Annotated in this window: 25 protein-coding genes and 1 other annotated feature; of the genes, 3 read left to right on the top strand and 22 right to left on the bottom strand. The window is 57.1% G+C overall.

Annotated features, from left to right (window positions below; genetic code table 11):
• Positions 1–63: 63 nt before the first annotated feature.
• Positions 64–945 carry a LysR substrate-binding domain-containing protein gene (locus BLU11_RS06985; RefSeq protein ID WP_090272671.1) on the bottom strand — a complete coding sequence of 294 codons (882 nt, stop codon included), beginning with the start codon at positions 943–945 and terminating at the stop codon, positions 64–66.
• 335 nt (positions 946–1,280) lie between these two features.
• Positions 1,281–1,496 carry a hypothetical protein gene (locus BLU11_RS06980; protein WP_090272670.1) on the bottom strand — a complete coding sequence of 72 codons (216 nt, stop codon included), beginning with the start codon at positions 1,494–1,496 and terminating at the stop codon, positions 1,281–1,283.
• Positions 1,497–1,620: 124 nt separating this feature from the next.
• On the opposite strand from BLU11_RS06980, the gene BLU11_RS06975 reads away from it, so the two are divergent.
• Together BLU11_RS06975 and BLU11_RS06970 are read left to right on the top strand one after the other, a co-directional pair.
• Positions 1,621–2,834 (top strand): IS3 family transposase gene (locus BLU11_RS06975; protein WP_090272669.1). Its coding sequence is split into 2 segments (ribosomal slippage): positions 1,621–1,897 and positions 1,897–2,834, totalling 1,215 coding nucleotides; the frame shifts between segments, so codons are not numbered across the junction.
• Positions 1,890–2,006, top strand: a sequence feature (AL1L pseudoknot). Its footprint overlaps the gene before it by 117 nt.
• 236 nt (positions 2,835–3,070) lie before the next feature.
• Positions 3,071–3,493 carry a hypothetical protein gene (locus BLU11_RS06970; protein ID WP_090272668.1) on the top strand — a complete coding sequence of 141 codons (423 nt, stop codon included), beginning with the start codon at positions 3,071–3,073 and terminating at the stop codon, positions 3,491–3,493.
• Between the two features lie 20 nt (positions 3,494–3,513).
• On the opposite strand, the gene BLU11_RS06965 is transcribed toward BLU11_RS06970, so the two are convergent.
• The 20 genes from BLU11_RS06965 to BLU11_RS06870 form a co-directional block, all read right to left on the bottom strand.
• The gene (locus tag BLU11_RS06965) at positions 3,514–4,389 is read right to left on the bottom strand and encodes an alpha/beta hydrolase (protein WP_090272667.1); all 876 of its coding nucleotides are present in this window, start codon (positions 4,387–4,389) and stop codon (positions 3,514–3,516) included.
• 165 nt (positions 4,390–4,554) lie between these two features.
• Entirely contained in the window at positions 4,555–4,935 is a 381-nt protein-coding gene (locus BLU11_RS19800) for a MarR family winged helix-turn-helix transcriptional regulator (RefSeq protein WP_197674261.1), read from the bottom strand.
• 375 nt (positions 4,936–5,310) lie between these two features.
• The gene (locus tag BLU11_RS19220; RefSeq protein ID WP_157718593.1) at positions 5,311–5,613 is read right to left on the bottom strand and encodes a hypothetical protein; all 303 of its coding nucleotides are present in this window, start codon (positions 5,611–5,613) and stop codon (positions 5,311–5,313) included.
• 41 nt (positions 5,614–5,654) lie between these two features.
• The gene (gspF, locus tag BLU11_RS06950; RefSeq protein WP_090272664.1) at positions 5,655–6,857 is read right to left on the bottom strand and encodes a type II secretion system inner membrane protein GspF; all 1,203 of its coding nucleotides are present in this window, start codon (positions 6,855–6,857) and stop codon (positions 5,655–5,657) included.
• Between the two features lie 5 nt (positions 6,858–6,862).
• The gene (gene gspE, locus BLU11_RS06945) at positions 6,863–8,311 is read right to left on the bottom strand and encodes a type II secretion system ATPase GspE (protein WP_090276305.1); all 1,449 of its coding nucleotides are present in this window, start codon (positions 8,309–8,311) and stop codon (positions 6,863–6,865) included.
• A 5-nt stretch (positions 8,312–8,316) separates the two neighbouring features.
• Positions 8,317–10,968, bottom strand: coding sequence for a type II secretion system secretin GspD (gene gspD, locus BLU11_RS06940; RefSeq protein ID WP_090272663.1), 2,652 nt, complete (start codon positions 10,966–10,968; stop codon positions 8,317–8,319).
• Positions 10,965–11,507, bottom strand: a complete 543-nt coding sequence (gspM, locus tag BLU11_RS06935; RefSeq protein WP_090272662.1) for a type II secretion system protein GspM — start codon at positions 11,505–11,507, stop codon at positions 10,965–10,967. The genes gspD and gspM overlap by 4 nt, the downstream gene beginning before the upstream one ends.
• A complete protein-coding gene (gspL, locus tag BLU11_RS06930) occupies positions 11,504–12,721 on the bottom strand; it encodes a type II secretion system protein GspL (RefSeq protein ID WP_090272661.1) in 1,218 nt (405 codons plus the stop codon). Before gspL ends, gspM begins: the two co-directional genes overlap by 4 nt.
• Positions 12,718–13,677, bottom strand: coding sequence for a type II secretion system minor pseudopilin GspK (gspK, locus tag BLU11_RS06925; RefSeq protein ID WP_157718591.1), 960 nt, complete (start codon positions 13,675–13,677; stop codon positions 12,718–12,720). The genes gspL and gspK overlap by 4 nt, the downstream gene beginning before the upstream one ends.
• 80 nt (positions 13,678–13,757) lie before the next feature.
• Entirely contained in the window at positions 13,758–14,210 is a 453-nt protein-coding gene (gene gspG / locus BLU11_RS06920; RefSeq protein ID WP_090272659.1) for a type II secretion system major pseudopilin GspG, read from the bottom strand.
• 365 nt (positions 14,211–14,575) lie between these two features.
• Positions 14,576–15,511 (bottom strand): LysR family transcriptional regulator, encoded by a 936-nt coding sequence (locus BLU11_RS06915; RefSeq protein ID WP_157718589.1) that lies wholly within the window; start codon positions 15,509–15,511, stop codon positions 14,576–14,578.
• Positions 15,512–15,563: 52 nt separating this feature from the next.
• Positions 15,564–16,007: an energy transducer TonB gene (locus BLU11_RS06910; protein WP_157718587.1), complete on the bottom strand. Its 444-nt coding sequence runs from the start codon at positions 16,005–16,007 to the stop codon at positions 15,564–15,566.
• Between the two features lie 19 nt (positions 16,008–16,026).
• Positions 16,027–16,986 (bottom strand): peptidylprolyl isomerase, encoded by a 960-nt coding sequence (locus BLU11_RS06905; RefSeq protein ID WP_090272656.1) that lies wholly within the window; start codon positions 16,984–16,986, stop codon positions 16,027–16,029.
• A gap of 60 nt (positions 16,987–17,046) precedes the next feature.
• Positions 17,047–17,565 carry a YbjN domain-containing protein gene (locus BLU11_RS06900; protein ID WP_090272655.1) on the bottom strand — a complete coding sequence of 173 codons (519 nt, stop codon included), beginning with the start codon at positions 17,563–17,565 and terminating at the stop codon, positions 17,047–17,049.
• A gap of 47 nt (positions 17,566–17,612) precedes the next feature.
• Entirely contained in the window at positions 17,613–18,257 is a 645-nt protein-coding gene (locus tag BLU11_RS06895; protein WP_090272654.1) for a hypothetical protein, read from the bottom strand.
• 63 nt (positions 18,258–18,320) lie between these two features.
• A complete protein-coding gene (locus BLU11_RS06890) occupies positions 18,321–20,036 on the bottom strand; it encodes a putative porin (protein WP_090272653.1) in 1,716 nt (571 codons plus the stop codon).
• Positions 20,037–20,087: 51 nt separating this feature from the next.
• Positions 20,088–20,801 (bottom strand): TonB family protein, encoded by a 714-nt coding sequence (locus tag BLU11_RS06885; protein ID WP_090272652.1) that lies wholly within the window; start codon positions 20,799–20,801, stop codon positions 20,088–20,090.
• A gap of 28 nt (positions 20,802–20,829) precedes the next feature.
• Positions 20,830–21,252: an ExbD/TolR family protein gene (locus BLU11_RS06880; protein ID WP_090272651.1), complete on the bottom strand. Its 423-nt coding sequence runs from the start codon at positions 21,250–21,252 to the stop codon at positions 20,830–20,832.
• Between the two features lie 12 nt (positions 21,253–21,264).
• Positions 21,265–23,145: a DUF2341 domain-containing protein gene (locus BLU11_RS06875; RefSeq protein ID WP_090272650.1), complete on the bottom strand. Its 1,881-nt coding sequence runs from the start codon at positions 23,143–23,145 to the stop codon at positions 21,265–21,267.
• A 57-nt stretch (positions 23,146–23,202) separates the two neighbouring features.
• Complete coding sequence (locus BLU11_RS06870) at positions 23,203–24,786, bottom strand: ShlB/FhaC/HecB family hemolysin secretion/activation protein (RefSeq protein ID WP_407920228.1); 1,584 nt, start codon at positions 24,784–24,786, stop codon at positions 23,203–23,205.
• A gap of 440 nt (positions 24,787–25,226) precedes the next feature.
• Here BLU11_RS06870 and BLU11_RS06865 point away from each other — a divergent pair, with 440 nt between their 5' ends.
• The gene (locus BLU11_RS06865; RefSeq protein ID WP_090272648.1) at positions 25,227–25,922 is read left to right on the top strand and encodes a hypothetical protein; all 696 of its coding nucleotides are present in this window, start codon (positions 25,227–25,229) and stop codon (positions 25,920–25,922) included.
• Positions 25,923–25,961: the final 39 nt, after the last annotated feature.

Genomic DNA, 25,961 nt, shown 5'->3' with positions numbered 1-25,961 from the left:
ACCCTCACCAATCTAGATGTGCCCAGGTAAACGGCCCTGCTCCTCTACATTGGTTAATGCATATCAGCGTCCGCTTAGTGCATAGAGTAGTTGATCGTTCAAGGGAGTCTTATCTCTGTAAGTGAGAATAAGTGGCTGCGAAGATCCAGCATCCGCTATGGGGACGATAACTAAACTGTGTGCAATCGACGCTGCGCTTGCCGGCAGGATTGCCACACCAATGCCTGCGCTGACAAAGCAAAGCGTGCTACTGATATCAGGTACCTCTAACGCACGATCCAGGGAAAGACCCGCACGATCCGCTAGCGACTCCACCTGACGCCGCAAAAATGTTCGCTGGCTTGCTGGTTGTAGCAATAACCTCTCACCTGCCAGGTCATGCATCTCAACCGAAGCACGAGATGCCAATGAGTGCCCCCTTGGTAGCACTGCATACAGGGGTTCATCAGCAAGCCTCGTAACTAGAAGCCTGCCTAGCATTTCTGCACCAAGGTCTGCCCGTAATACTGCTGCATCCAAGCGCCCTGCTCTTAGCGAGACAATATGATCAAGGGCATTCCCCTCACACAACTGGACTTCCAGCATTGGCCTGGCTGTTAATAGTTCTGCCAAAGCGGAAGTCAAAGCTTTGGAAAAAATAGCACTCGCAGAGTATCCGATACGGAGTGTGCCCACCTCTCCCTGCGCCGCCTGCTGCACCATCGTGACGCTTCTGTTAGCAGTGTCAAGCAGGCCATAGGCCTGAGTAAGAAACGTTTCCCCTGCCTTGGTCAGCTGCACACTCCGCGTGTTGCGCAGAAAGAGCTGTACGTTCAACGACTCTTCCAAGGCCTTGATGCATTGGCTTAGCGGCGGCTGCGTAATGCACAGCCGATCTGCTGCGCGTCTGAAGCTAAGTTCTTCTGCTACTGCTACAAAATACCTAACCTGCTTGAGCTCAAACATCAGCCAATTTTACTCCGCTACTATCGTATGATCTCTTGAGACAGCTTGGTGCGATAAAATATGCGTCTTACTACGCATCGTCGAGCTTACCATGGGATATAACAGCCAGGCGCGGTCCATGCCTTGAATGATGGCAGTGCACCGGCACAAGCGGAGGAAAAACTTTAAACATTGACCGGAATTAATTGACCACTACAATCCCGCCTTGACCATACAGCTGCTTGTGTAATGCTTCTGTTAAATGAGCGCGCAGATTTTTTTGCTTAGGTAAGTGATAGATTCTCCTGGAGCATATTCGGGAGCAATTGACATAGTGCAAGATGAGTAGGCTCGGCTCATAGCTTACCAGCAACCAAGGCATCAATTTTACTGGCTAGCTCCGCTCCGGCGCTCTCGAAGACTGCATACAACTCTTCCCATACATCCGTACCAGAGCCAACAAGGTGGCATGCTGACCGTGCGTGACGGTACCGCGACAGCACTTCGAGCGTGTTTGTATCTAACGTTACAGTGAGCGCCACAGCGGGTTTGCGGATGGTGGTTGTATTCATGGGTGAACCTCCATTGTCAGGCGCGGGAACCGCGCTTTTATTTGATTCAGCCCCACAAAAGGCTGAGAGCCAATCTGAATCGCACCGGGTTTCGTGGAGGCCTCAACTCTTGAGAGAATGAGGCATGAAGAAATCTAATAGCTATTCCCCTGAAGTCCGTGAACGTGCTGTGCGCATGGTTCTGGAGAACCTGAAGGACTACCCCTCCGAATGGGCAGCCATCGAATCCATTGCGCCCAAGATCGGCTGTGTCCCCCAGACGCTGCATGGCTGGATACGCACTGATATTGGCCACCGCCCCGGCCAGACGACCGAGGAACGAGAACGCATCAAGGCTCTGGAACGCGAGAACCGGGAACTGCGCAAAGCGAACGAGATTCTGCGCCTGGCCAGTGCGTATTTTGCCCAGGCGGAGCTCGACCGCCGCAACAAACCCTGAACGCCTTCGTTGACGAGTACCGTGACCGCTACGGAGTCGAGTCGATCTGTCGGGTAATCCAGATCGCTCCGTCCGGTTATTACGTGCATGCAGCCAAAGCCCGTCAACCCGAACTGCGAAGCGCTCGTGCCAAACAGGACGAGCTGTTGAGCGATAAAATCCAGCGAGTCTGGGATGACAATATGCAGTGCTATGGCGTCGTGAAAGTCTGGAAGCAACTCAAGCGTGAGGGCATTGATATTGCTCGCTGCACGGTACAGCGGCTGATGCGTCAACTGGGCCTGCAGGGCGTTCGTCGCGGTCATGTGATCCGCACCACCATCCCGAATGAGAACGCGATTTGTCCGCTGGATAGGGTCCAACGCCAGTTCCATGCGGATCGACCCAATCAGCTATGGGTGTCCGACTTTACTTATGTTTCAACGTGGCAAGGCTGGCTCTACGTCGCCTTCGTGGTCGATGTATTTGCCCGGCGTATCGTTGGCTGGCGGGTGAGCAACAGCATGCGAACAGACTTCGTTCTGGATGCCCTGGAGCAAGCGCTGCACGCTCGACAGCCGAGCCGCATGGACGGCCTGATACACCATAGCGACAGGGGTAGCCAATACGTCTCCATCCGATACACCGAGCGTCTCGCTGAGGCCGGCATAGAGCCCTCTGTAGGCAGCAAAGGCGATAGCTATGACAACGCTTTGGCTGAAACCATCAACGGGTTATACAAAGCGGAGCTGATCTATCGGCAATCCTGGCGTAGTCGCGAAGCCGTGGAAATCGCCACTTTGAAATGGGTTCACTGGTACAACCACCAGCGGTTGCTGAGCTCGATTGGGTATATACCCCCGGCAGAAGCTGAGGCAAACTTCTACCAGCAACAATCCGGTCAGACCATGGCGGCCTGACTTAAACGAAATGGCCTCCATAAAACCCGGTACGATTCAAATCTAACTCCGCATGCGAACTTAAGTGAATGTCGGATTTCATATCACTGTAATAAGTAGAATAATATGTTGATGAAAAGGTCGAGGCGGCGAGAGATGAAGCTGTTTTGGTCGACTCTGATGATAAAGCAGGGAACTTGATAGTCCCTCATGATGCAGTGATGACAAAAATTGCACCATTTTTATCGAGGATCTCCATGAACCACCCCTTGGCAATGGTTCGTTGGCATATCGACACCAACGTGGACTGCTATTTGTGGGAAGCGTTCTATGACGAAGAGGATGAGTTCGCAGCCAAAGATGACAAAGTCATGCTGAGACTGATTGCGTTCCGCGCTCTGGTGTGGCAGATCCTATATTCCGTTCCAAAGCAACAGCATCTGGAGGGCCTTGTCAGGTACAACCTGTTGTACCGCTGGTTTTCTGGCAAACAGTATCTTCTCTTTGAGCCGCCCTCCTTTGCTGAAATTGAAGAGGATCTCGAATCCATCCAGCCAGAAGACAGCATAGGTAACTTGCTCGCTGGCGTGATAGAGATGGCAGAAGCGGGCGCACCACCCGACAAACATGGCTTTACACCGGATCATGCGCTACTGGCCCGCTGGTGTGCGCGCCATTGAGCATGAGAGGCAGCCCTTCTTCATGCTATTTCACGCGCCCCTGCAGCAGGCGGGTCCTGCAATGGCCAGTTAATCCACTCCAGTACCGCATCAATCATGTGCCTGTCGCCCAGAATCCGATTGTGCCCCCCAGAAGGCAACCAGAGTGATCGAGCCGAGGATGATTGCAGGTTCTCCAAGGCATCGGCCAGTGGAACAATTGCGTCATCCTTTGCATGCACCAGAAGAATCGGCATATCCAAGGATGCTAGCGCTCGGTCGACGCGATAGCGCTCCAAGGGTTCACCAAGCACCTCGGTGATTTGATTGGTCATCTGCCGTACCGCATCGCTGCTGAGCCCTTGGCGTCTGGCTTGCGCCATTGCATAGTCTTTTGCCGTACGAGGGGCAGATACCAGCGCTACGCAATCAGGCTTGAGTCCATATGTCTCAATGGCCAGCGCCGTCATCGCAGCCCCGATGGAGTGAGCCACAATGGCGCAAGGGCGATTGAGCCTCCCCGCTACTTCTGCAATCGACTTGGCAAGCAAAGGAAGCGGTGCACTATCTCCGCTCCCTTCACCATGCGCTGGCAGGTCCAATGCAGCTACTGTGTAGCCAGCGCTGAGTAGTGGTCCCACAAAACCTCCCATCGCGAAGTGATCTCGCTCCCATCCATGGACAAGCAAGACCATTGGACCAGTCCCTTTAATCCAAAAAGGTACTCTTTGCCCTTCGACACAGATATCGCTGCGTTTGAATCCATCAAATTCCGACTCCCAATGGCGCGTACTGTTATTAGTACGCGGCCGGAGGAAAGCTTGAGCGCCCAAGGCCGCGAAATAGCTTGGAAAAACAGTAGAAAGTGCCCCCACCGTAGCCATTCTGATATTGGCTCCTAACGCCTTGATATTCATGTGTCGCTCCTATGAAGTGCCCGTTTTCCACATCAAAATGAATAGGTGAAGCCAGCGTGAGGTTTCGCATGATGCTTCCCCGCATTGGTGTACCTACACCATAAGACCTAAAAAAGGGGGCAACGATGCCCCACATTTTCGATGACAAATGCCTTACCGACCTTGTCAGTGCTTGTCCGTTGCCAACCTGGTCAATGTTATGTGGCTTTGGCGCCAGTCTTCATCTCCGAGACGTGCTTGATACTCGGATTGAACTGCCTGCCACAGAGGATATGCCTGTTCAAGCTTTGCTCTCCCATACTCGGTCAACTCGGCAACCCGGGATCGATGGTGGACTCCCGCACGCGTTGTAACGAGTTCCTCCTTCTCTAGCAGCTTAAGATTTCGAGTCAGAGTAGTCCGCTCCATAGCCAACCAATCGGCGAGTTCGCTGATAGATCCCGGCGCTCCATACCCAATGGCTACCAGCAGCGTAAATTGTGTAATTCTGAGGCCACTGGGTCGTAGCGCCTCGTCGTAAGCACGAACTATTGTACGGTCTGCCATCCGTGCCTTACGACACAAGCAGTCCCGAGCGACAACAGAATAGATTGGAGCCGTTGAAATGTTCATATAGTGTATTTACACCATATAAAAACAAGGGTCAATATCATCGCCCCTTCCTTGATTACGCCGCTATCCGGCCTCACCAGAAATCTCGGCGGCTCAGCGTTACCCGCATACTCAAGCAGAAGCGCTGCGTGATGTTATCTGGGCTGTGCCCGATCAGATTCAGTCAGCCTGCGAGATATCAGATGATCGAGCGGACGACATCAGGCGGACACTCAATGAAATGGCGGTGTCAAAAAAATGAGAGACTGGCGCATCTAACCGTGCGCCATGCGGGACGGGTGGCCGATCCAGGTTGATAATTTACGGCTTTTAGCACTGTTGCTGACAGGGAACCACGAGTCCGGCCTTGTTGGGAGGCTGACGGATAATATGCTCATGCTCGGAGGTCGGCACATCGTCGGGTATGCTGGCTGGCGCAACGGGCGTGAGCTCCCTGGTCAGGCGCTGCAGTTCGACATCTTCGCTAGTTTGTTTCGATTCGGAGTACGCTCGATCATTCGGCGGCAGAATCGCATCGCTCGCCGTGTGTGAGTCCGACACGCAACCTGTCAGGGCAAATCCGGTTGCGAGAACCAGAGCCATTACTACATGGCGGGTACAGCATGCTTGCATGGCAGTTGACTCCTGAAGTGTGGTTACGCATCTATATCTTCTCACTGCACCATCTGGTTTATCTCCATGATCGGCAGCAGCACCGCCAGCACAATCATCATCACAACGCCGCCCATGCCGAGAATCATCAAGGGTTCAAGCATCGCGGTCAGGCGTGTCGCGCGGCGCTCGAGGTCGCGTGAGAGGTTGGCCGCAGCGCGATCCAACATCGGTGCCAATGCACCGGTTTTCTCCCCGCTGGCAACCAGATGGATGAGGTTGGACGGGAAAACCTTCTGCACCTTGAGTGACGACGCCAGGGCTGCGCCCTCCTTCACCCGTGCGGTGGTGTCAGCAACGCATTGCTTGAGACACTCATTGCCCATGGTCTGTCGCGCGGCCTCCAGCGAGCGCAGCAGCGGCACGCCGGCATCCATGAGGATGGCCAGGGTGGAAGCAAAGCGGGCAGTATTCACGCCTTGTATATATCTGCCGATGGTGGGAATGCGCAGTTGAGTGGTGTGCCAACGCAGGCGTAACGCGTCATCGCGCAATGACCAGCGCCAGACGCCGAAGGCGGCCCCTATCAGCAGGCCGGTGAGCCACCCCCAATCCCGGACATAATCGCTGGCCGAGATCATGATCTGGGTGAGCGCCGGCAGATCCTGCCGGGCCTGGGAGAAGGCGCTGACCACCTGCGGCACGACGTAGCCCAACATGAAAATGACAATACAGACGGACACGAAGGCAACAACGCCTGGATAAATGAACGCAGTAAGCATTTTGCTGCGCAGATTGTCGCTGCTCTCAAGATAGTCAGCCAGACTCTCCATCACACGTGCCAGGTCACCGGAGTCTTCGCCAGCGCTGACCAGGGCGCGATAGATTGGCGGAAAGTCTCTGGGCCGCTCACCAAGAGCGTCCGCCAGCCGCATGCCTTCGCGAACATGGTTGCAGACCACGCTCAGCGCGTCAGCGACCACCTTGCGTTCCGCCTGTTCGATAGTTGCCAGCAACGCCGATTCCAACGGCAGGCGAGCCCCGAGCAAGCTGGCCAGCTCGCGGGTTGCCCAGCACAGGTCCGCGGCGGTGATTTTTGGGCCGAAGCGCGACAGACTGTTGGCGGATGCGGTTTCCTGAACGCCCAAAGGGGTAAGCCCCCGCTCACGCAGTTGGGCGCGGGCCGTGCGCGGTGATTCCGCGTCGATGCTACCGGACTGGATCTGGCCGAGTGCGTCTGCGGCTTCAAACTGAAAGCGAGCCATGTCTGCTACCCCTCGTCGCGGGTGACACGCAGGATCTCTTCCGCCGTGGTGATCCCGGCGGCAATCCAGCGTTGACCATCTTCACGCATCGAGCGCATACCATGCTGGCGCGCAACGACGCGCATGGCCTGCTCATCACCACCCGCGTGGATGATACGGCGCACCTCGTCATCGATGACGAAAAGCTCATGAATCCCCGTTCGACCCTTGTAGCCGGACTGGTTGCAATGCGGACAACCTACTGGCTCATAATGGGTACTGCCGTCAGGCTGCGGCTCGGCGCGTTTGCATTGTGGGCACAAGCAGCGCACCAGACGCTGGGCGAGTACCCCGAGCAGCGAAGAGGACAGCAGAAAGGGCTCGATCCCCATATCAGTCAGTCGGGTGACGGCAGAAATAGCATCGTTGGTGTGCAGCGAGGCCAGTACGCCGTGACCGGTGAGCGAAGACTGGACCGCGATCTGCGCGGTTTCCAGGTCACGAATCTCACCGATCATGATGTTATCCGGGTCCTGACGCAGGGCAGCACGCAAGGCGGCGCCGAAAGTCATGCCAATCTTTGTATGCACAGGTATCTGGTTGATGCCGGGCAGATCGTATTCAACCGGGTCCTCAACTGTGAGGATATTACTGGTGCTGCGGTCAAGCTGGCCAATGGCGGCATATAGGGTCGTCGTTTTACCGCTACCGGTAGGCCCGGTAACCAGCACAATGCCGTGGGGCTGTCGGATCAGCCGGGTGAGCGCCTCCAGCGTATCCGGTGCCAGACCGAGTTTTTTCAGCTGTAGACGACCAGCATCCTTCTCCAATAGACGTAACACCGCACGCTCGCCATGCACCGTGGGTACCGTGGACACCCGCACGTCGATGGGTCGACCACCAACGCGCAAGGTAATGCGACCATCCTGGGGAATACGTTTCTCAGCGATATCAAGCTCGGACATGATCTTGATCCGCGAGATCAGCGCCGCATGCAACGCCTTGCGCGGTGATACAACGTCACGCAGAGTGCCATCCACCCGATAACGCACCACCGATTCGGTCTCGAACACTTCAAAATGGACGTCACTGGCCCCCTCCCGGGCGGCCTGGGTCAGCAACGCGTTGATCATGCGAATGACCGGCGCGTCATCCTTGGCATCGAGCAGGTCGGTGACCGCAGGAATGTCCTGCATCAGGCGTTCCAGATCAACTTCCGACTCGGCAGCGCCGACCAGAGCGGCAGCATCACCGCCTTCGGCGTAAGTGGCGGCGAGCAGTGCATCCAGCTCCTCTTCAGCCATATCACGCAGCAGATGGATACCGGTCTGGCGCTGGGCTTCAGCGACGGCCCAGCCGGGCGTGCGGGCGCTCACAGCCAAGCGGAGTACGGCGCCCTCCGCGTCCTCCCCTGCATCACGACAGGCAACAATGCGCTGGCTGCGCGCCCAGCCATGGGGCAGAAGACTGCTCATTCTGGTCATGGCGCCACCACGATTTCCGGCTGATAGCCCATTGCCCGCAATACACCGGTGGAGGCATCCAGATTGGCAGCATCACGCGGTAGCTCAACACGTACCGCAAAACGGCTGCCGCTCATGCTGCGCACAATGTAGGCCGGCAAGTCATTGCTGCGCACGCGCTGGGTGATAGCCACCGCCTCTTCCTCACTGGCGACGTCAGCTATCTGCAACACGGTTTTGTTGTTATCGGGGGTGGCATGGAGCGCAGCCAGGTCGGTAGTGATACTGACGCTCTGCCCTGGTAATTGCCGTACCTGGCTACGGGTTTCGGTAGCAGGCGCATTCTGTTCTCGGGTGATGGGCCATTGCTGCGGACGCAGATCCACCTCACCGGCAACCGGAACGCCGGTCGGCGGCAGAATCGGTGCGTTGATATCCGGCAGCAGCGGATGCTTACCGGGTTGGGCACGGCTTTGCTGTATGCGCATGAAGTCATAACGATCCTGGGTCAACCCCCGGCTGGCCTCGGCATCGCGAATGACGTATGGCCGAAGGAAGATCATCAGGTTGGTTTTGACCCGATCCCGATTTTCATAGCGGAACAGGTGGCCCAGTCCGGGAATGGAGCCGAGCAAGGGCACCGAGTTGGTAGTAGTGGAAACACTGTCTTCCAGCAGCCCGCCGAGCACCATGATCTGTCCATCGTCGAGCAGCACGCTGGTGTCCAGAGCACGTTTGTTGGTGACGATGCCGCCGATGTTGAGGCCAGTCATGTCCAGACTCGATACTTCCTGATAGATGTCGAGTTTGACCGTGCCACCCTCGGAGATCTGCGGGCGGATATTGAGCTGGAGCCCTACATCCTCGCGCTCGACAGTCTGGAACGGGTTGTCGCTGCTGCTGCCGCTGGTGACATAGCTGCCTGAGACGAAGGGAACGGTCTTGCCAACCATGATGCTCGCCTCCTCGTTATCCAGGGTCAGGATGTTAGGCGTGGAGAGAATGTTGGCGCCACCGTCTGTTTGCAAAGCGCGGGCGAGCACTTCCAGGTTCATGATTTCACCGACACCGGGAATGTTGATGGTGCCATCGACAACGCCCAGGTTGAGACCGGAAGGCAGGAGATCAAGCGTGTTGCTGGCATTCATGTTCAAGCCGGAGCCACCGAGATTGGCACCACCGATGAAGCGACCATTGTTCTTCATCCACTGAATACCCAGTTCGGCCGAATTGTTCTCATTGACCTCGACGATAAGACTCTCAACCAGTACCTGAGCACGGCGCTGATCAAGCAGGTCGATCACCCGCCGCAGGCTGCGGTACATGGGTTCGGGAGCCGAAATGATCAGGGTATTGGTGGTGGCGTCAGCCTGTACCGTAACGCCATTGGCTGAGAAGGCCGTACCGCCATCAATACTCCCCGGAATGCCCTGCTGCGCACCACTGGCATTGGCGCCGAAGCGCTGGCTGTTACCTACGCCACCGCTGGCAGCGGGTTGGGCAGCCGTGCTGCTATTGCTGGAACTACTCGCACCGCCCATCATCCCTCCCCCACCCAGCGCGGCTCGGGCAGAGTCGGTGCCACTGCCAAAGGCGCTCTGCCCGGCGCTATCACCGGTGAGCAGACCACGCAGCACTTCTGACAGATAGGTGGCCTGGGCGTTACGCAAGTACACGACATGGAGATTGCCGGGGTCGTCCTGGGCGTTGTCGAGTTTGATGATGAGATCACGCGCCAATGCGGTACGCGCAGGACTGCTGGAGCGGATGATCACGCTATTGGATCGTGGATCAGCCAACACGGTGATGTTGCTGGCATTCGTATTTTCGCCCTGCAGTAGCTCGCCGGCCAACCCGGCAATATCCACCGCAACGCCGTTATGCACTTTCACCACATCGGTGTCGAGCGAGGTAGGCGTGTCAATACTGTCGATGATATGGGCGATGCGTTCCAGGTTGTCGATGTAGTCAGTGACAACCAGGGTGTTATTGGCAGCGTAGGCCTGAATGCTGTTTTCCGGAGCGATCATCGGTTTAAGAACATCAACCAGTGATTCGGCACTTTCATAGTCGAGCTGGAAGGTGCGCGTGGCAATACCGCCACCGGGCTGATCGGCATTGACTGCGCCGCCCTGAATCCTGGCGTCGGCCACCGGCACGACGCGGCTGACATCGCCAACATCAACGATGGTAAAGCCCCGCATACGCAATGCAGAGACCAGCATATCGTAGGCGGTATCGGCGGGTATTTCGCCCTCGGAGACCAGCGTGATATTGCCCTTGACGCGTGGATCGATGAGAAAATTGCGGCCAAGGAAACGCGACAATCCAGTAATGACTGACTGAATATCCGAGTCGATGAAATTCAGTACGGCCTGGTCTTCCATGGCGGTTTGCGGTTGACCAGCCAGTGAAGGGCCGGCGCGTGGCGAGCGCTGCCCCACTGGGCGAGTGACATGCTCCGAAACCCGGTCAGACAGCGGCTTTTCCGGGATGGCTGACCGCGTCTGGGCCTGCGAGCGACGATCATCTTCAAGCGTACTGCTGGGTACGTAAGTACCTTCGCGATACAACGGCTGCTCCTCACTGGTAGTAGCACACCCCACCAGGGCCAGGCAGCCAATCAAGGTATGGCGTCGAACAGCTACTGCTAACGTAGATTGCTTCATGAACCAGTCCCTGTCTGTTCCGTTGCCATGACCACCTGTGCTCGGACGAGACCTGGTGGGTGTTGCGATCCACCTTCATCCAGCCGTTGCAAGGTGAGTTGTTGCACGGTCATCCCGGGGGACGCCGAGGTACTGAGCAACCAGACCAGCAGTTGTGCGGCGTCGGTTGGCTGCTGGAAATCGATATGCAAGGTATTTTCGCGCTGATCGATCAGGTAGGCATCAGCGAAGCCAGCATGATCCAGACTCGCACGCAATTGCTCGGCTGGTGTCTGCGTGGTCGAAGCGGCCATGGAGTGCGCCCCGACATCGGCTAAAACCGACTGCAGGGTATTAGCCTGGGTGCGCAGGCGCGGCAGTTCATCCTCCCAGTGTGCAAGGGTATCCAGAGCCGGTTTGACCAGCGTCAACCAGACGATGGCCAAACCCACCACAGCAACCATCGCGAAGATCTGTTTGCGCTCCTTGGCTGACAATGCCAGCCAGCGCCCCCGCATCCGCTCCAGGGTGGGTTGCAGCGCGGTCAGAGGGGCCTTCATTGCAGAGCTACCGAAGGGGCAACGTTGAGTGGAGCTATGCTGTCAGCTGGATCGGCCTGTTCGGTGTCCACCTGCAACTGAATACCCCCGCCTTTAGGCTGCACACTGAGTCCACGTTCCAGAGCCTGGGTTTGCAGCGCCTGTAATTCAGCCGGTCGGAGCGCGGCCCCTTCGCGCCACTGAATCTCCATCCGGCCATTGCGATAGTCCAGACGTTGCACCTGGCCATCGGCCTGAGTGAGCAAGGTGGCTGTCGCCCGCGCCAGGGCAGGAAATGCCGGTTCGTCCACGACGCCATCACCACTCTGGCGGGCATCGCGCATCTGCCGCGCCTGTTGTAACGGATTGATAACGATACTGACTTCAGGAAAGGCCGCTTTAACCTGTGCGGACATACTGCGGGCAATGCCCTGACCCTCAGCAGTGACCTGCCCAGCATACAAATTCAGGCCCAACAACCACACCGCCACCGCTGCCGTACCCCAGCCGATGGCGGGACGCAGCCAACGCACATCGGGCTCAGTGGAGGTACGCTTGCCGGTGGGCAATGACCATGGCCAGTCGCCGCCAGTCCAGGGTAACGCACCCTCACCAGTCCAGTGCAGCGTCAGCGGCTCTTCCAGCAACTGAGACAGCCGGGCTTCGACAGCGGTTGCGCTGTGCTCGCCGGGGGGCAACGGGTGCATGAACCCCCGGTCGGTGCCGGTACGCACGATTATCCAGCCGTCGTGCAAGGCAGCACTGGCGTTGCGTTCGCCACCCTCATTATCGGGTACCGGGAGAAAAGCCGGTGCCGGCAACAGTGCCTGTACCGCAAGGCCATGCTGGTGCAAGGCTTCCCACACCCTCTGCACGTTACTGGCTGCAGTCCAACTGACCGGCATTTTACCGTCGTCGCCGCGCCGACCAAAGCCGATCGAAAGACTCTCCGGTGCATCCAATGCCAGCAACTCGAGGGCACTCAAGACGGCAACCCGTTGACGCTTGACCGGCAACGGCGGCAACGCCAGCTCGGCCATGGAAAGATCAACGGGATGCAGACAGGCCTCCAGGCGTTTGGGCTGATAATGGCGCTTCAACTCTGCAAGGCTTTCATGTGTCGCACTGTGCCAGCGGCCTTCAGCCGTGCGCCAGACGCAATTGATCTGCGTCCAGGGTGCTTCGCGCAATGGCGGCAGCAACAGCCGTAGTAGATCAACGTGCTGGGTGCTCATACGCCCTCCCGACGCCAGACTATTTGCGGCAGCGCCTCTTTACTGTCATGTATCAGCGCCTGCATGACCAACGTAGTACGTGGCATCTGCAAGGCATTAGAGAGGCGGAACCATTGGCTGGTAATACCAATCAGTACAGCGCTTTCGTCAAGATCGGGTATTTGCAATCGGTTGGCGAAATCGCCGCGGTTGATGAACCACTGGCCACTGTCACGGGCCTGCAACATGGCCCGGGCGCGATCAAGCGATAAACCGGGCACCCGTGCGGCAAGCACTTCAGCCCTGGCCGTGTTGGAGTTGATCCAGGTGCGTTGCGGCAAGATGGTGACGAAGGGGCGCAGCAGCGTCACGGTGGCGGCATTAAGGCCAGGGGTACCGAGCAAGTCCTCGATGACGCGCAGCCGCGGGCCCTGATCTGTGATGGGCAAACCGCTTAAACCAATCTGCTGGGCCGCTTGCAGCTTATCGTCTGTCTGTTGTTGCGGAGTATTGTCTGGTGTGGCCTGTCGATCAGCCTCCACCAGACTCAGTACTACCCGGCGGGCAACCAAGTTGGCTTGATCCGGCGGAACGCCCAGCAGAGCACACAGACGTAACCAGCTAGCACTTTCGTCCGGATCAATCTGGCCATTGTCGACCAGATTACGCAGATTGAACTTACCTTGCTCATCAGTGAGTTCGCTGTATAGGTAAGCCGGTGCACCTTCGATCTCGCCGATGTGCTGGCCATTCACTGGCTGATTCCAGAGACCATCGAGACGGGTGGTCGGCTCACGCTGCGCTTCGGCCTGCAGTAATACCTGGGCGCGACTGATATCACCGCGCAACAACCAACTGGCCTGCGATCGAGTTTGCTCGTTTTGTACGGCGCGGATTGCAGCGGTCTGCCGCGCAAGTAACGCCGCTGCAAGCACCGCAATCACCGCCACCACAAGCAGCACGCTGATCACTGCCATGCCTTGCTCTTGAGGCTTGCCCTTACTACACAGCGTCGACTTGTGGGCGAGTTGCCTGATTGGTTGTGTCATGGCCCGGCCTACAGCTGCCAGGAGCCGATATCAGCATTGGTCTTCTCACCACCCGGCTCGCCATCGGCACCCAGTGAAAAGACATCGACTTCGCCATAGGTGCCGGGGTTGAGATACTGGTATGAATTGCCCCAGGGATCATTGGGTAGCTTTTCAATGTAATTGCGCCAGTTCGATGGCTCCTTGCCTGTGGTCGGCTTTACTACCAGAGCCTGCAAGCCCTGCTGAGCCGTGGGATAAGAGCCGTTATCGAGGCGGTACAACTTGAGCGCCTGCATGATGCTCCCCACATCGTTGCTGGCCGCCGTGGCACGGGCCTGATCGGGACGATCCATCAGGTTGGGAACCACCAATGCAGCGAGCACTCCCATGATCACCAACACCACCATGATCTCGATCAGTGTGAAACCTCGTTGGCGCTGCAAACAAGAAGCTGTACTGTCCTGAACTCGTGCCGTCATTCCGCCCTCCCAGGTAAGTCGCCTTTGGCCACCTGACAATGTTGCCAATCCAGCGTTTCAGTTTGATTGCCACCACCTTGTGAATGGCGATTAATGGCAGCAAATACAAACAATTTCACAGGAAATACTGCGCATTCCCCACAGAGTTCTCGTATAGGCACAACCCGTCAGCTATCTCCCTTCCCCTCCTTCCGAATACGAGTCCTGCGAAACCCACCATGACTTGAAAAACTACCCGTATCGCCGGTAAGCCAGTAGCGTGTGGCCAGGTAGAATGCCCGTAACTTATTCACGTGCCAGCCACGTGTCTTGCTATATGCCCAGCGCCACCCCCGTCTTCGACTGACATCTTTCATTGCCTTGCCTCATTGGCTGCGGAATACTCGAGAAACACGTTTAGCAATCATTCGTGCATCAGGAATATGAGCGCTGCGGGTATTGAGTCCCGACCAGACATCCAACTCCAATGCGGTGTCCAGGAATGCCGGCAAACGCCTCACTCCGCTGTTCAAATAGGCTGATTTATCAGGTAACAGTCCGATGCAATTGGCCCACCGAATCATCTGCCACTGGGCTTGCGGGGAATCGACATGAATTGCGCTGTGTCTACGTTGTGCAATGAAGTCATTCCATTCCCCAAAGCACGAAAAACTCTCGTACCCGTCATACTGAACCGTCATGAAATGCTCCATGTCCTCCAGCCCTGCAGGTACCGCGCGGCCCCGGGTCATGCGCTCGGTGACATAGGGAGAGAAGCTCAGTGTCGATAGCTGTCGTGGCTGGGTCAGCTTTCTCCGCAGCTCATTACCGTCCCGCGGCTCCTGCAGCCAGATGACCAGATCGGCGGTTTCCTGCATCTCAGGCGCATCATCGACCAGTGACACTTTCAAACCTGAGTTTTCGCGCAATATTGAGATCAATTCCCGGTACAGAAACCCTTCCAGAACCAGTGTGGGAATAGACAGCACCAGATCCGACTGCTCGCCATACATAGCGGTCGTTGCGTTTTCGTCCAGTAACTTTTCGCTGAGCTGGAACAGCTGTTCGCCTTCCAATGTCAATTTGGCTCGTCCATTCGTTGAATGAAACAGACGCATATCCAGGTGTTCTTCAAGCCGGGTGATTTCGTTGCGCAGCGTGCTATATCTCAGCCCCAGACTCCGTGCCGCCATAGAAAATCCTCCCCGGCGCACAACGGTCAGGAAATACCGCGTGGCATGGTCATCGCCAAACAATTGGGTTCTCAGCAGTGCAGCCAGTTTGGGTGAGAGACTCCCGACATCAGAGTGGCTGGAACTCATCTCAAGCCCACTCTGAAAACCCCCACTACACCCCTCTGACAAGAACATGACGTCATACCTTCTGCAGCAGTTTCAGACTAACCAACAAAGGCATGGGCATGCCCGCCGGGGGTGCGGTGGGGAGAGGCTTTGCCATGAGAATCTGCATCAGATCCTGATCGGCCTGAGCATTGCCTAACGGCGATGCGCTCACCCTGACAACAGAGCCCTGCTCATCCAGCCAGACGCGCAGCGTCACGGGTTCAGGCGTCCGCCCAACGCGTTCGGCCTGCTGATGCAGGAACTGATGGAACCGCAAATTGATTTCAGTCTCCTCATCCAGATAACCCTGAAAGACGGTTCCCGCAAAACGGGCATACGCATCCCAGTAGAGCGATGGGTGAACGTCTGTGGTACCGCCAGGTTCAGGGCCAGTGGATGCCACTGCAGCACCGCCCATAAAGCCCAGTAACGTTAGAAAACGTCTCCAACGAGGACGGCGCATCTGAATGCTCACATCATCTCTCCTTGCACTGCTACTCAAGTAACTGGGTCAGTTGGCCGCCATCGATGCTCAGGGTCGAGGATGACAGCACCCCCTCCACATACGCCTGAGCAACCTGGGCCTGGCGTTGCTGACGCAGTGCCTGGCGCAACTGCGCATCAACTTCTTCAAGACTGGCATTACGCGCCTCTTCCACTGCTTCCAGCATCAGGATGTGCAGACCTGTTGCCGTCTGCACCGGTTCTGACACCTCACCCTGCTTCATCCCGGCAACCACAGGCCGTACTTCCGGCACCAGTTGTGCCAACGGCAGAAAACCGATCTCCCCGCCCAGTGCGGCGGATCGCATATCGTGAGAATGTGCCCGGGCCAACTCGGCAAAATCAGCATCCTTCGCCTTGGCCTGCTTGACCAAGGCATTGGCCTGTTGGCTGGCGGCGGCGACAGCGGCCTCGTCATTGGCCGGTGCCGCCAGGTAGATTTGCCGTACACGGTAGCGGGCCGGAATAACCAGCTGATCTTTGTTTTGCTCATAGGCAGCAGCCATGTCCGCTGCGGCCGGATAATCCTCAGCTGGCTGGCTGACCGAGTCCAGATAACTGCGCAATACGATCTCGCGGGTCGCCAATTCAATTGCACGGGCGATCTCGGGACGCTCGCTCCACTCCTGAGCCTGGGCTTCAGCAAACAGGGCTTTTTCAGTCAGTTGGTTACGCAGCCACTGATCCAACGGGTCCCGATTCTGCTGCAAGGCACTGCGCATACCGGCCGGCAGGGTTGCCAGCCAGTCGTTCACCGCCTCGGGCTCGATACTGACGCTGCCCAGACTGGCAACGGGGCTGGAGTCTGACGCGCCAGATCCACCCTTGGTCTGGGTGGATTTGACCTCATGCGTAACAGCATCAGCGGAGGACGAAGATCCATCCATCATATAGATTGCAACCACCACACCGACGGCCACCAATGCCAGGATCATATTGCGAGTTTTCATGGGTTACTCTCTGACAGTCCAAGCTAAGGCCCGGCATACCGGGCCACTCATTAACAGGTATCAGGCTTGCTGTTCGGTCGACACATTGGTATCCGTCTGTTCCGAGTCTGCTTGTTCCGACTCGACGGAGGGTACTGATACAGGCGCTTGTGCGTTATCGCGATTGAAATTTCGCAGGTACAGCACATAATCCAGCAACAGGCGATCCCACAACTCCATATTGGCTCGCAGGTAGCGTTCGCTGACACCGCCGGCCACGACAACGTCTTTCGCCAGTACCAGAAACTCACCCTGTACGGTCAGACGGGAAAAACGCTTGGTACGATTCCATTCGGTTACCAGGTCGGCAGGCAGTCCATTTTGAATTTGCAAAGCGCAACTCAGCGTGAAATCAACAACCCTGCCGGGCTCCTGCCCCGGATTGCCTGGACGCAGCACAAAGCCGATCCCCTGGCTGGCGCTCAACAGCTGTACCAAGCCATTTTGCTCCATTTCAGTAGAACGGTAGCCGGCGTTCTGCAGCATCTCGCTCAGTTTGGCGATATCCATGCTTTCGATAAGCGCTGATTCATTGCTCATTTCATTACTCTCTCTTTGTAAAATCGTTTGGCTGGTGCCACTGGCTACTACTGTGCGCTGGTGTCGGCTGCATCACGGGCGCCGACCTGTCCGCCGTACAGCTTGTCGCCATAGACCTGCGCCATTTCCTCGAACTTGACCCGACCGCTGGCAGCGAACGGTTGGCGCAGTTGCAATACGCTACCGGTGCTGACCTCTTCAAGCGACGCGAGCATGTCCTTGCCTATCTCAAACAGCTGCTGGTTCTTTACAGTGCAGGACGCCAGCTCGGTGTCACGCTTATTCAGGCTGGCCTGCAGTGCCGCGCGTTCGGCTTCCTTGGTACGGGCTACCACCAGCAGCTCGTCATAGGCCTGCTGAACTTCACCGGTCTGTTGGCGGCTTTCCCTGACCTGAGCCTGGATAGCCTGCTTCTGCGTTTGCAGGGTCTCGGTCTGGCCCTGGGCCTTCTGTAACTGAGCCTCCAGCTTCTTGACGTTCTCCAGCGCGGTATCGCGCTGGGCTTCTGCATTGATACTGGCGGTCTGCATCTGCGCCTGCTCAGATTGCAGTTGCTGCAACTGCTGGGTGGTCATCCGCAGTTGAGTTCGCAGCCGCTCTTCCATGCTCTGTTCCTGAGCCTGACCGAGGGACGGCAGCAGCAGACCGCTGCCCATCAACAGGGCCAGTAGCCAGGGGGCTGTGCTGTTCATCCGGCTGCTCTTTGTGTGAGAGAAGTCGTTCATGTCATGTCTCCACGCAGGTGCTGACGGTGGTTAGAAACGCGCATTGAGCTCAACCTGCAACAGGTTGATGGACAGCGGCGAGCCATACACTTCGTCGGTGCTGATCCAGCGGCCAAGGGCATAGACGTTTTCGTCCAGCCCGTAGGAACCACCCAGGAAGTAACCCTTGGCGTTGGTGCCACCCAGATGGAAGCTGGAGTCGTTGTAAGCATCCGGCAGTGCGTCTGGCTCGATGTACTTGTAACCGGCAAATACGTTCCAATCCCCCGTCTTCAACCGATCCAATTGGTTACCCAGGGTGGCGTGCAGCATCCAGGCGGTGTCGCCGCTTTCAAACTCGTCGTTGTCATCAAAGTTGTTGATGATCTGGCCTTGCGTACGCTTCATCATGTCGCGCTCGTCATAGGCCAGGTTGACGATGTAGTTACCATGCAGACGCATCTTGAGATTATCGAAGACCGACGTATCCCAGATCATGTTCAGGTCAAGTACGTTGAATTCCGAGGCCAGACCCACGTACTGGGGCAACGGGGTCATGGCCGGATCTGTCGGGTCCAGCGCAATGTCACGCAGCAGGAACAGCGAGTTGCCCTTTTGCATGAACGCCGGGCGTGACCAGTCAGTATCGCAGGCTGGATCGCCCTCATAGAGGTAACACGTAGACGAGCGCTGGCCCTCGATATTGTCAAAATGGTAGTAGGCCAGGGTACTGCGCAACTGGTTCTCATTGTTGATCTTCCACTGCGCGCCGAGCTGACCGCCGAACAGCCATTTATCTTCACTCTCGCCTTTGTCCATGCTGTTGGAAGGCCAGGAGTCCGAACTGTATTCCAGCGCAAAGGCTCCCAGGGTGCCGAACAGTGCAAAGTCATCGGCAATTTCGATCGGTGCAATGGTGGCGGATACGCCATCAAAGTTCAGATCATTGGAGTAGATCATGTCGGTGGACACAAATGGGTTGGAGGCACGCCCCAGGGTGACATTGTCGCCACCGGCCGACTGCCAGCGCAGCCAGGACTGATCCAGCCAGATGTCCTTCTTGCTCATGCCCCCGCCGAGGGTCTGGGTCGTGGAGACCGGACTGTCATCACTGCCGGTGGCCACGCGGATACCAGCCGACCAGTGTTCGGACAGGGCAGCGGTGAGGCCGAAACGGGCGCGAATGCGTAAGCGGTTTTTGCGGTCTTCCAACGTATTGAGCAGCGGCGGCAATTGGGTTGCAACGTTCTCATTGACGTTATAAGGTCCACTGGCATTGTATTCCTGATAATCGAGGATCTCGTTGCTGTTGGCACCATCAAAGAAGCGCGACTCGTTGCGCACTCGCACATCGCCCTCGAACTTGATCCGCGAGACCCAGTCGGGGAAGGTATTAGGCGTAGCCCAGTTTTCTGATTTGGCCTGAGCGATCACCTCGCTCTTGACCTCATCGCGGATCTGATCGCGCACGGTTTCCGGAATATAAGGCACACGCACATCTCCGGCCTCAACAGCCACACCGCCTGCCACCGCGCCCCCGGCAACCGCTCCGCCCTGCTGCGTCTGCTCACGCGCCTGCAGCGCTTCCTGCTCAGCCTGACGCACCAGCGCATCGGCCTGCTCGGCCGGCAATACGCCCTGCTGCACCAGCAGACGAATCAGGTTGATCGTGGCGTTCTCTGACGGGGCCTGGGCCTGACTGTGGCCGGCGGATAAGGCCAGGGTGACGGCGACGACAGCGGCCAGTCGATTGGGTTGAAAATTCATTTTTGCACTGCTCCTGATAAAACTGATCGATTGGTGGATATAAGGTCGCTGTTAACCTGGTCGCCGCCCCTGCAAGGACACCTGCACAGGTAGAGAAAAGGATTTGGGGGGCATCTGCTCCATGGCCGGGGCATTACGCAAGGCGGCCAGAATCTTGCTATCAACATCCGTATCGCCGCTGGATCTGAGCACCTCGGCACGGGTGATCTGCCCATCTTCGTTCAGCCACAGGTTGACCTGCATCCGGTAGCTCAGCTGCCGCGTGTCGTCGTCATCACGAAGGATGCGTTGAAAGTTATGCGCCAGGTACTGCCCATAAGTGGCGTTCCCCGCCCGCCCGGCTCCCGAACCCGACATCCCGCGCCCCGAACCGGCCCCGATATTGAATGCATCGCCTCCGGCTTGAGCTTCGCCATCGATCTCCATGGCTTCGGACGAATCATCCGAAGGCGTTGGCTCCTGATCATCGGGTAGCGGCTCTTCCACCGGTGTTGGTTCCGGCTCAGGCTCGGGCTCCACTATCTCCTCCGGCTCTTCCGGCTCCGGCACTTTCTCCGGCTCCGGCGGCGGCGGAGGTGGCGGCGGCAGCGGCACTATCATCGGCGTCTGGGCCACTTCTCGGCGCACCGTGCTGGTGCTGTTGGCCCATTCCCATACCAGCCAGGCCAGCCCGGCGACGACCAGCACGCCAGCACCTATCTTGATGTATCCCAGCAATGGCCGTTTGGTGCCGGGTCTGTCTGATTGTGGTGAATGCAACGGCATGGTGTTCCCTGTCACTTACAATTCAGTGTTAATTGGGCTTGCCCGTAACCAGACCGACTTGCGTCAGCTCAAGGCGGCGCAACAAATCGAGCACTTCGACGACCTTCTGGTACTGCACCAGCGAATCACCGCGCAGGATCACCGGAAAGTCCGGATTCAATGCCTTCTCTGTACGCAGACGGTCTTCCAGCTCAGGCAAGGTGACCGGATATGCATCGAGGAAAACCTGACCGTTGTCATTCACCGAGATAGCCTTGGACTTCGGCTGCACAAGAGATACCGTCGAACTGGCCTTGGGCAAATCAACTCGAATACCCGATACCTGGGCGGTAGCGGTGAGAATGAACATCACCAGCACCACCATCAGCACGTCTACCAGCGGTGTGATATTGAGATCATTTACTGGGCTATCAATATCGTCGTCATCAACCGATCTATTGACTGAAGCCATGGTCATCCCTCCTCAGGCAGAAACCGGTTGCGTATTGTGCTTGGCCAGGGCCACCGCACTGCCGCCATCCCCGCCATGCACTTCAGCCAGGCGGGTGACGAACTCATCCACAAATATCCGCATATCCGAGCTGATCTCCCGGTTACGACCCGTCAGCCGGTTGTAACCAAATAGCGCTGGAATCGCGACGAACAGACCCGCCGCTGTAGCCAGCAGCGCAGCAGCCATACCTGGGGCAATCGCGTTGATATTGACGTCGCCGGCCATGGCCGTACCGAGAAACACCACCATGATCCCCAGCACCGTACCCAGCAGACCGATATAGGGCCCACCGGCAATGGCGTTGGAGAGGATGCCCAGCCTCGCACTCAGCTGACGATTTTCCAGAGTCCGCTGAACATCCATCGATGCGCGGATCGAATCCAGCGTGGTGGAAGACAGAGAGCGCGTATCCATACCCTGCTCACGGCGAGTACGCAGCTCATTAATCGCGACTTCATACAGACGCCAGGTAGAGGAGCTGTGCATCCGGGCAGCGAGACTAGCGTCATCCTTGAGTGACTCCAGACGCGTACCCACAGTAGAAAAGGCCTGGCGGAACTCATCATTGGCCTCGGCCATCCGCGTGACAGTGCGGTTCTTACTGATCATGATGACCCAGGTCTGAATTGCCATGAATGCCAGAATGGCGAGGATAATCCAGGCATCAAAGGGTACCGCGTTCACCAGAAAGCCCAGGCCACCGAAATTGATACCTGATTGCTGCTCGTCTACTCCATAGGTCACAAGGCGTGAGTCGGAGCCCTGGGCGAGAAAGTCAGCCTGCAACAACGCGGCTGGGCGCGCTGTCTTGGACAGGCGGATTTCATCGATAGCCCCGACAAAGGGGGTGTATTGAGAGCCGGCTACCGTCCCTGTACTCACTTCACCCTCGATTGTCTCATCCGCCCTTCCTTCTGCTACAGGCGTTGCGCTGGCGGTAAAACCGGGTATATCACCGCCAATAGCGGTTACTGTGCTCATCGGTGGCAAGCTGGCATCCAGGCTGCTGGACTCACGCCCGTTAACATACAGCACCAGTTGATCGGCACTGGCAGCCATTGCCAGATGCTGCCATTGACCAGCGGTAATGGGCTGGCCCTGACTGCTGCGCTGACCGTTCACTTCAACAAAAGGGATACCCTGATCCAGACCGATCAACAAGGAATTGCCTGCATCACGCCGGGCATATATCAACTGCTCACCAGCCGGTTGATCTGCTCGCAAATGGGCACTGAAGGTAAAGGCACCCGCCGCCGGTACCGCCAGCGATGGGCTGGCAGGCAGCATCAAGGGTTCGCCACCAGTAAACTGAGCGGCGCGCCCCACCACACCATCAGTAAGCGACACCACTGAAGTTTGTGATTGGTTGCTGTAGGCGGTGGTATCACGCGCCGGTACACCTGCGGCACCTTCAAAGTGATAGACCAGGGTATAGTCCGGATCGAAAGTCACCTGGCCGTTGGAGGTGGCCGGTGCATCCGGGTTGCCGTAATACATCCAGATATCTTGCATCTGGCCAGCCTCGACCGCAGGCACATCAACCCAGATCTGAGCCATGCCCATCAGCGGGTCGAAACTTTCCACCTGGTGATTCAATACGGTCTGGTCATCGGTGAGCACAAAGCGAATATCACCACCGTTGTCCTGCACACCATCAAACTGGAAATTGCCGGTGTGCAGACGCACCAGCAGGGGCACACGCCCTACCCGCTCATTGATAGCCCCACCCTCGGCGGTAGTATCAATGCTAATCTGCTTGCGGTACTCCCAGTCCTGCTGCCACCAGGCATGTGCGACCGAGGGCAACAAGGTGCTCACGCACACAAGGAAAATCATCAAAAGGCGTTGCATGTTCTAGCACTCCGAAACGATCCAGTATTGGTATGGAGGTGCGCAGGCACCTGATTATTAGAAGCTTGCCGTCAGGCTGAAATGTGCGTGTGCATCATGTCTCTCAGTCTCAGGCCCATCGACCAGCGGATAGCCCAGATCAAAGCTGCCGTGTAGCCAGCTCGTCACTTCAGCCCGCGCACCGATCCCCACGCTGGCCAGCTCGTACTTGTCATCCTGTTCCTGCATGGCGTCCTGCAACCACATGTTGGCGCTGTCGACAAAGGCATGCAGACGCAGCTCCTGCACCGGCAGATCCAGCCACTCCTTGATCGACGGGGTACGCAGCTCGGCCGACAACATGAAGCCGTCATCCGACGACTGCTCAGCCGCCAGATAACCCCGTACCGAATAGGAACCCCCCGCTGAAAACTGCTCGTTGGAGACCAGCGGCCCGCTGGCAACCTGCCATTCACCCCTGGTCGCCAGTTCCCAGTTGCGCGGCAGCGCGTCGGTCAGCCCGAAGGTGCCCTTGAGCACGGCAAAATCCGGGCTCGCCTTGTAGCGCTTGTAGTCGAATTCTTCCCAGCCACTGCCATCGCCAAACAACTTGTCGGTGGATGTCACCAAGCTGATGCCAAAGTTGCCCTGACGTTGATCGGTAAAGAAATAGCCGTTGTAGGACAGGGTCAGCGGCATGTACTCGAGGGGCACATCATCGGTCTCGCCACTAAACTGCACAGACTCATCGAAGCTCTTCACATCCAGCCCCAGAGAGACCGTGTGCATCCAGTCGCCAGTGAACGGCAGGCTGTAGATCGCGGCCATCCCGTAGGAATGGCCTTTACCCAACACATTGGTGCCGCCAACCGTGGCCACATCGCTTTCCGAGTGGTAACCGGAGAAGCGCAGGCTCCAGCGCTCATTCAACGGCGCGCTATAGCTGCCCGACCAGACCTCGGCGTTATTGGTATCTTCGGGAGCGGTGAAGAACGTCAGCGAAGCACTGTGGCCTTTCTGCCAGAGATTGGAATGACCGAGAGTCGCCACCGAACGCAATTTCTCGGTATCGGCGCTGTAATCGTTATTCAGCGTCAGACTGCCATTCCAGGGGTTTTTGTCCTCGACAGTCAGCTCGATATCCATGGTGCCGGGGATCTGTCCTTCATTGATCATCGGCATGACCTGCCGCTGTCCGGTGCGCCCAAGCTCGGTCAACTCGTCCTGCACTTGAGTAAAATTCGGCACCACACCTTCGGTCAGCGCCGGCACTTCCTCGCGAATAGCCAATGGCGACGAGTGCTTTGCACCCACTACCCGCACGCGGCCCACGCGCGTTTCCATAATCTGCAGAAGCACTACCCCACCGGTCACCTGTTGCTCCGGCAACTCAACGTACACCGACTGGTAGCCCTTATCCTGATAGGCTTGCTGTAGCGCCTGCTGGGCGCTTTCCACATCGGCAAGGGTTCGTTGCGGACCCAGGAACGGATACACCGCCTTTTCAATCTCTCGGGCATTAAGCACGGTGTTGCCGCGCACAATGTATTCATTGATATTGACCCGAGGTGCTTGCGTGACTGAACTGTCCTGCTCCTGTGCAATTGCCAGAGACACACTCAGCGGCAACGCCGCCAGCAGCCCCCCCAACAGGTATGGCAATCTGTTTTTTCTCTCAAAGTCATGCATTGAATAGACTCGGTTCCTGGTGAGACAAAAAGCTACCGCTGCGCCCCCCGGTTTCCCTGGTCGCAAGGCGATCGCTGCATAACGTCTTTGGGAGGCGTCCTCAAAATGGAGATCTCCGCTTACTCCTACTTAGTCGTTTGGGAAACGGCACGACCGAACCATGTCACCAAAACTTCATATTGTTTATTGCAAAGACGCATAGCCGAAGACCATGCTGGCATTTTCAGATGACTTGAAAGTGACCGACGGGAAACGATAAGCCAGGCTACATGAGCGAATTGCTTGTCATACTACTGACACACTCCTGGCCCAGACTCAGTCAGGCCAAAACCCGTATTCGATGTAACTCGCTGATGGATCTACCGGGGATGTAATGCTGGTTACAATGGCGCTGTATTTTCGAGGAAGAATGTTTGTCTGCCTCCCTGCTCAACCACTATGGTCGCGCGCCACTGGCAATCCTGTTATACGCCAGCATCTTTCTGCTGCCCTGGTGGCCAGGCGCGCCCACTTTTGCCAACGAGCGCCAGGCCATCCAGAGCAATCAAACGCAGTTTGAATTTGATATCGCTGCGCAGCCACTTGAAACGGCACTCCGGCAATACATCCAGACCACCGGGCTCAACGTACTGGTCGATAGCAACCTGACCTCTCGGCAGCACTCCCCCGGCGCACAAGGTTCATTCACCGCAGAACAAGCATTACGACAGCTAATCATCCATTCCGGCCTTGATGCTCATTACGCCAGCTCACGTACATTCACCTTGATGCCTCGTGCCCAGCAGCATAAACCAGCCCAACCGATAACCCCTGCGACACTGGAAGCCAGTGAGTTCGTCACCGCCTTCCAGAGCAGCCTGGAAAAGGTAATCTGCCACTCATTCCTGCTGCCTGAAGGCGACTACCGCATGCTGCTACAGGTATGGTTGAGTCCACGCAGCACGGTTGACACCATCAGATTGGTCAAACCAACCGATGACCCAACGCGGGATAGACAGGTACTTGATGCAGTACGATCGCTGAGATTTCCACCCTCGTCCGGACGCCTACCCCAGCCGATCACCCTTTTGCTCTTACCCAACAACATCAGCAGCGGATGCCCCGCTTGAAACCTATTTGTCACATCCCCTCTGCATAGTGGCCATATA

Source organism: Halopseudomonas litoralis (assembly GCF_900105005.1).
Taxonomy (GTDB): domain Bacteria; phylum Pseudomonadota; class Gammaproteobacteria; order Pseudomonadales; family Pseudomonadaceae; genus Halopseudomonas; species Halopseudomonas litoralis.
This window is presented reverse-complemented; position numbering and strand designations above follow the sequence as displayed.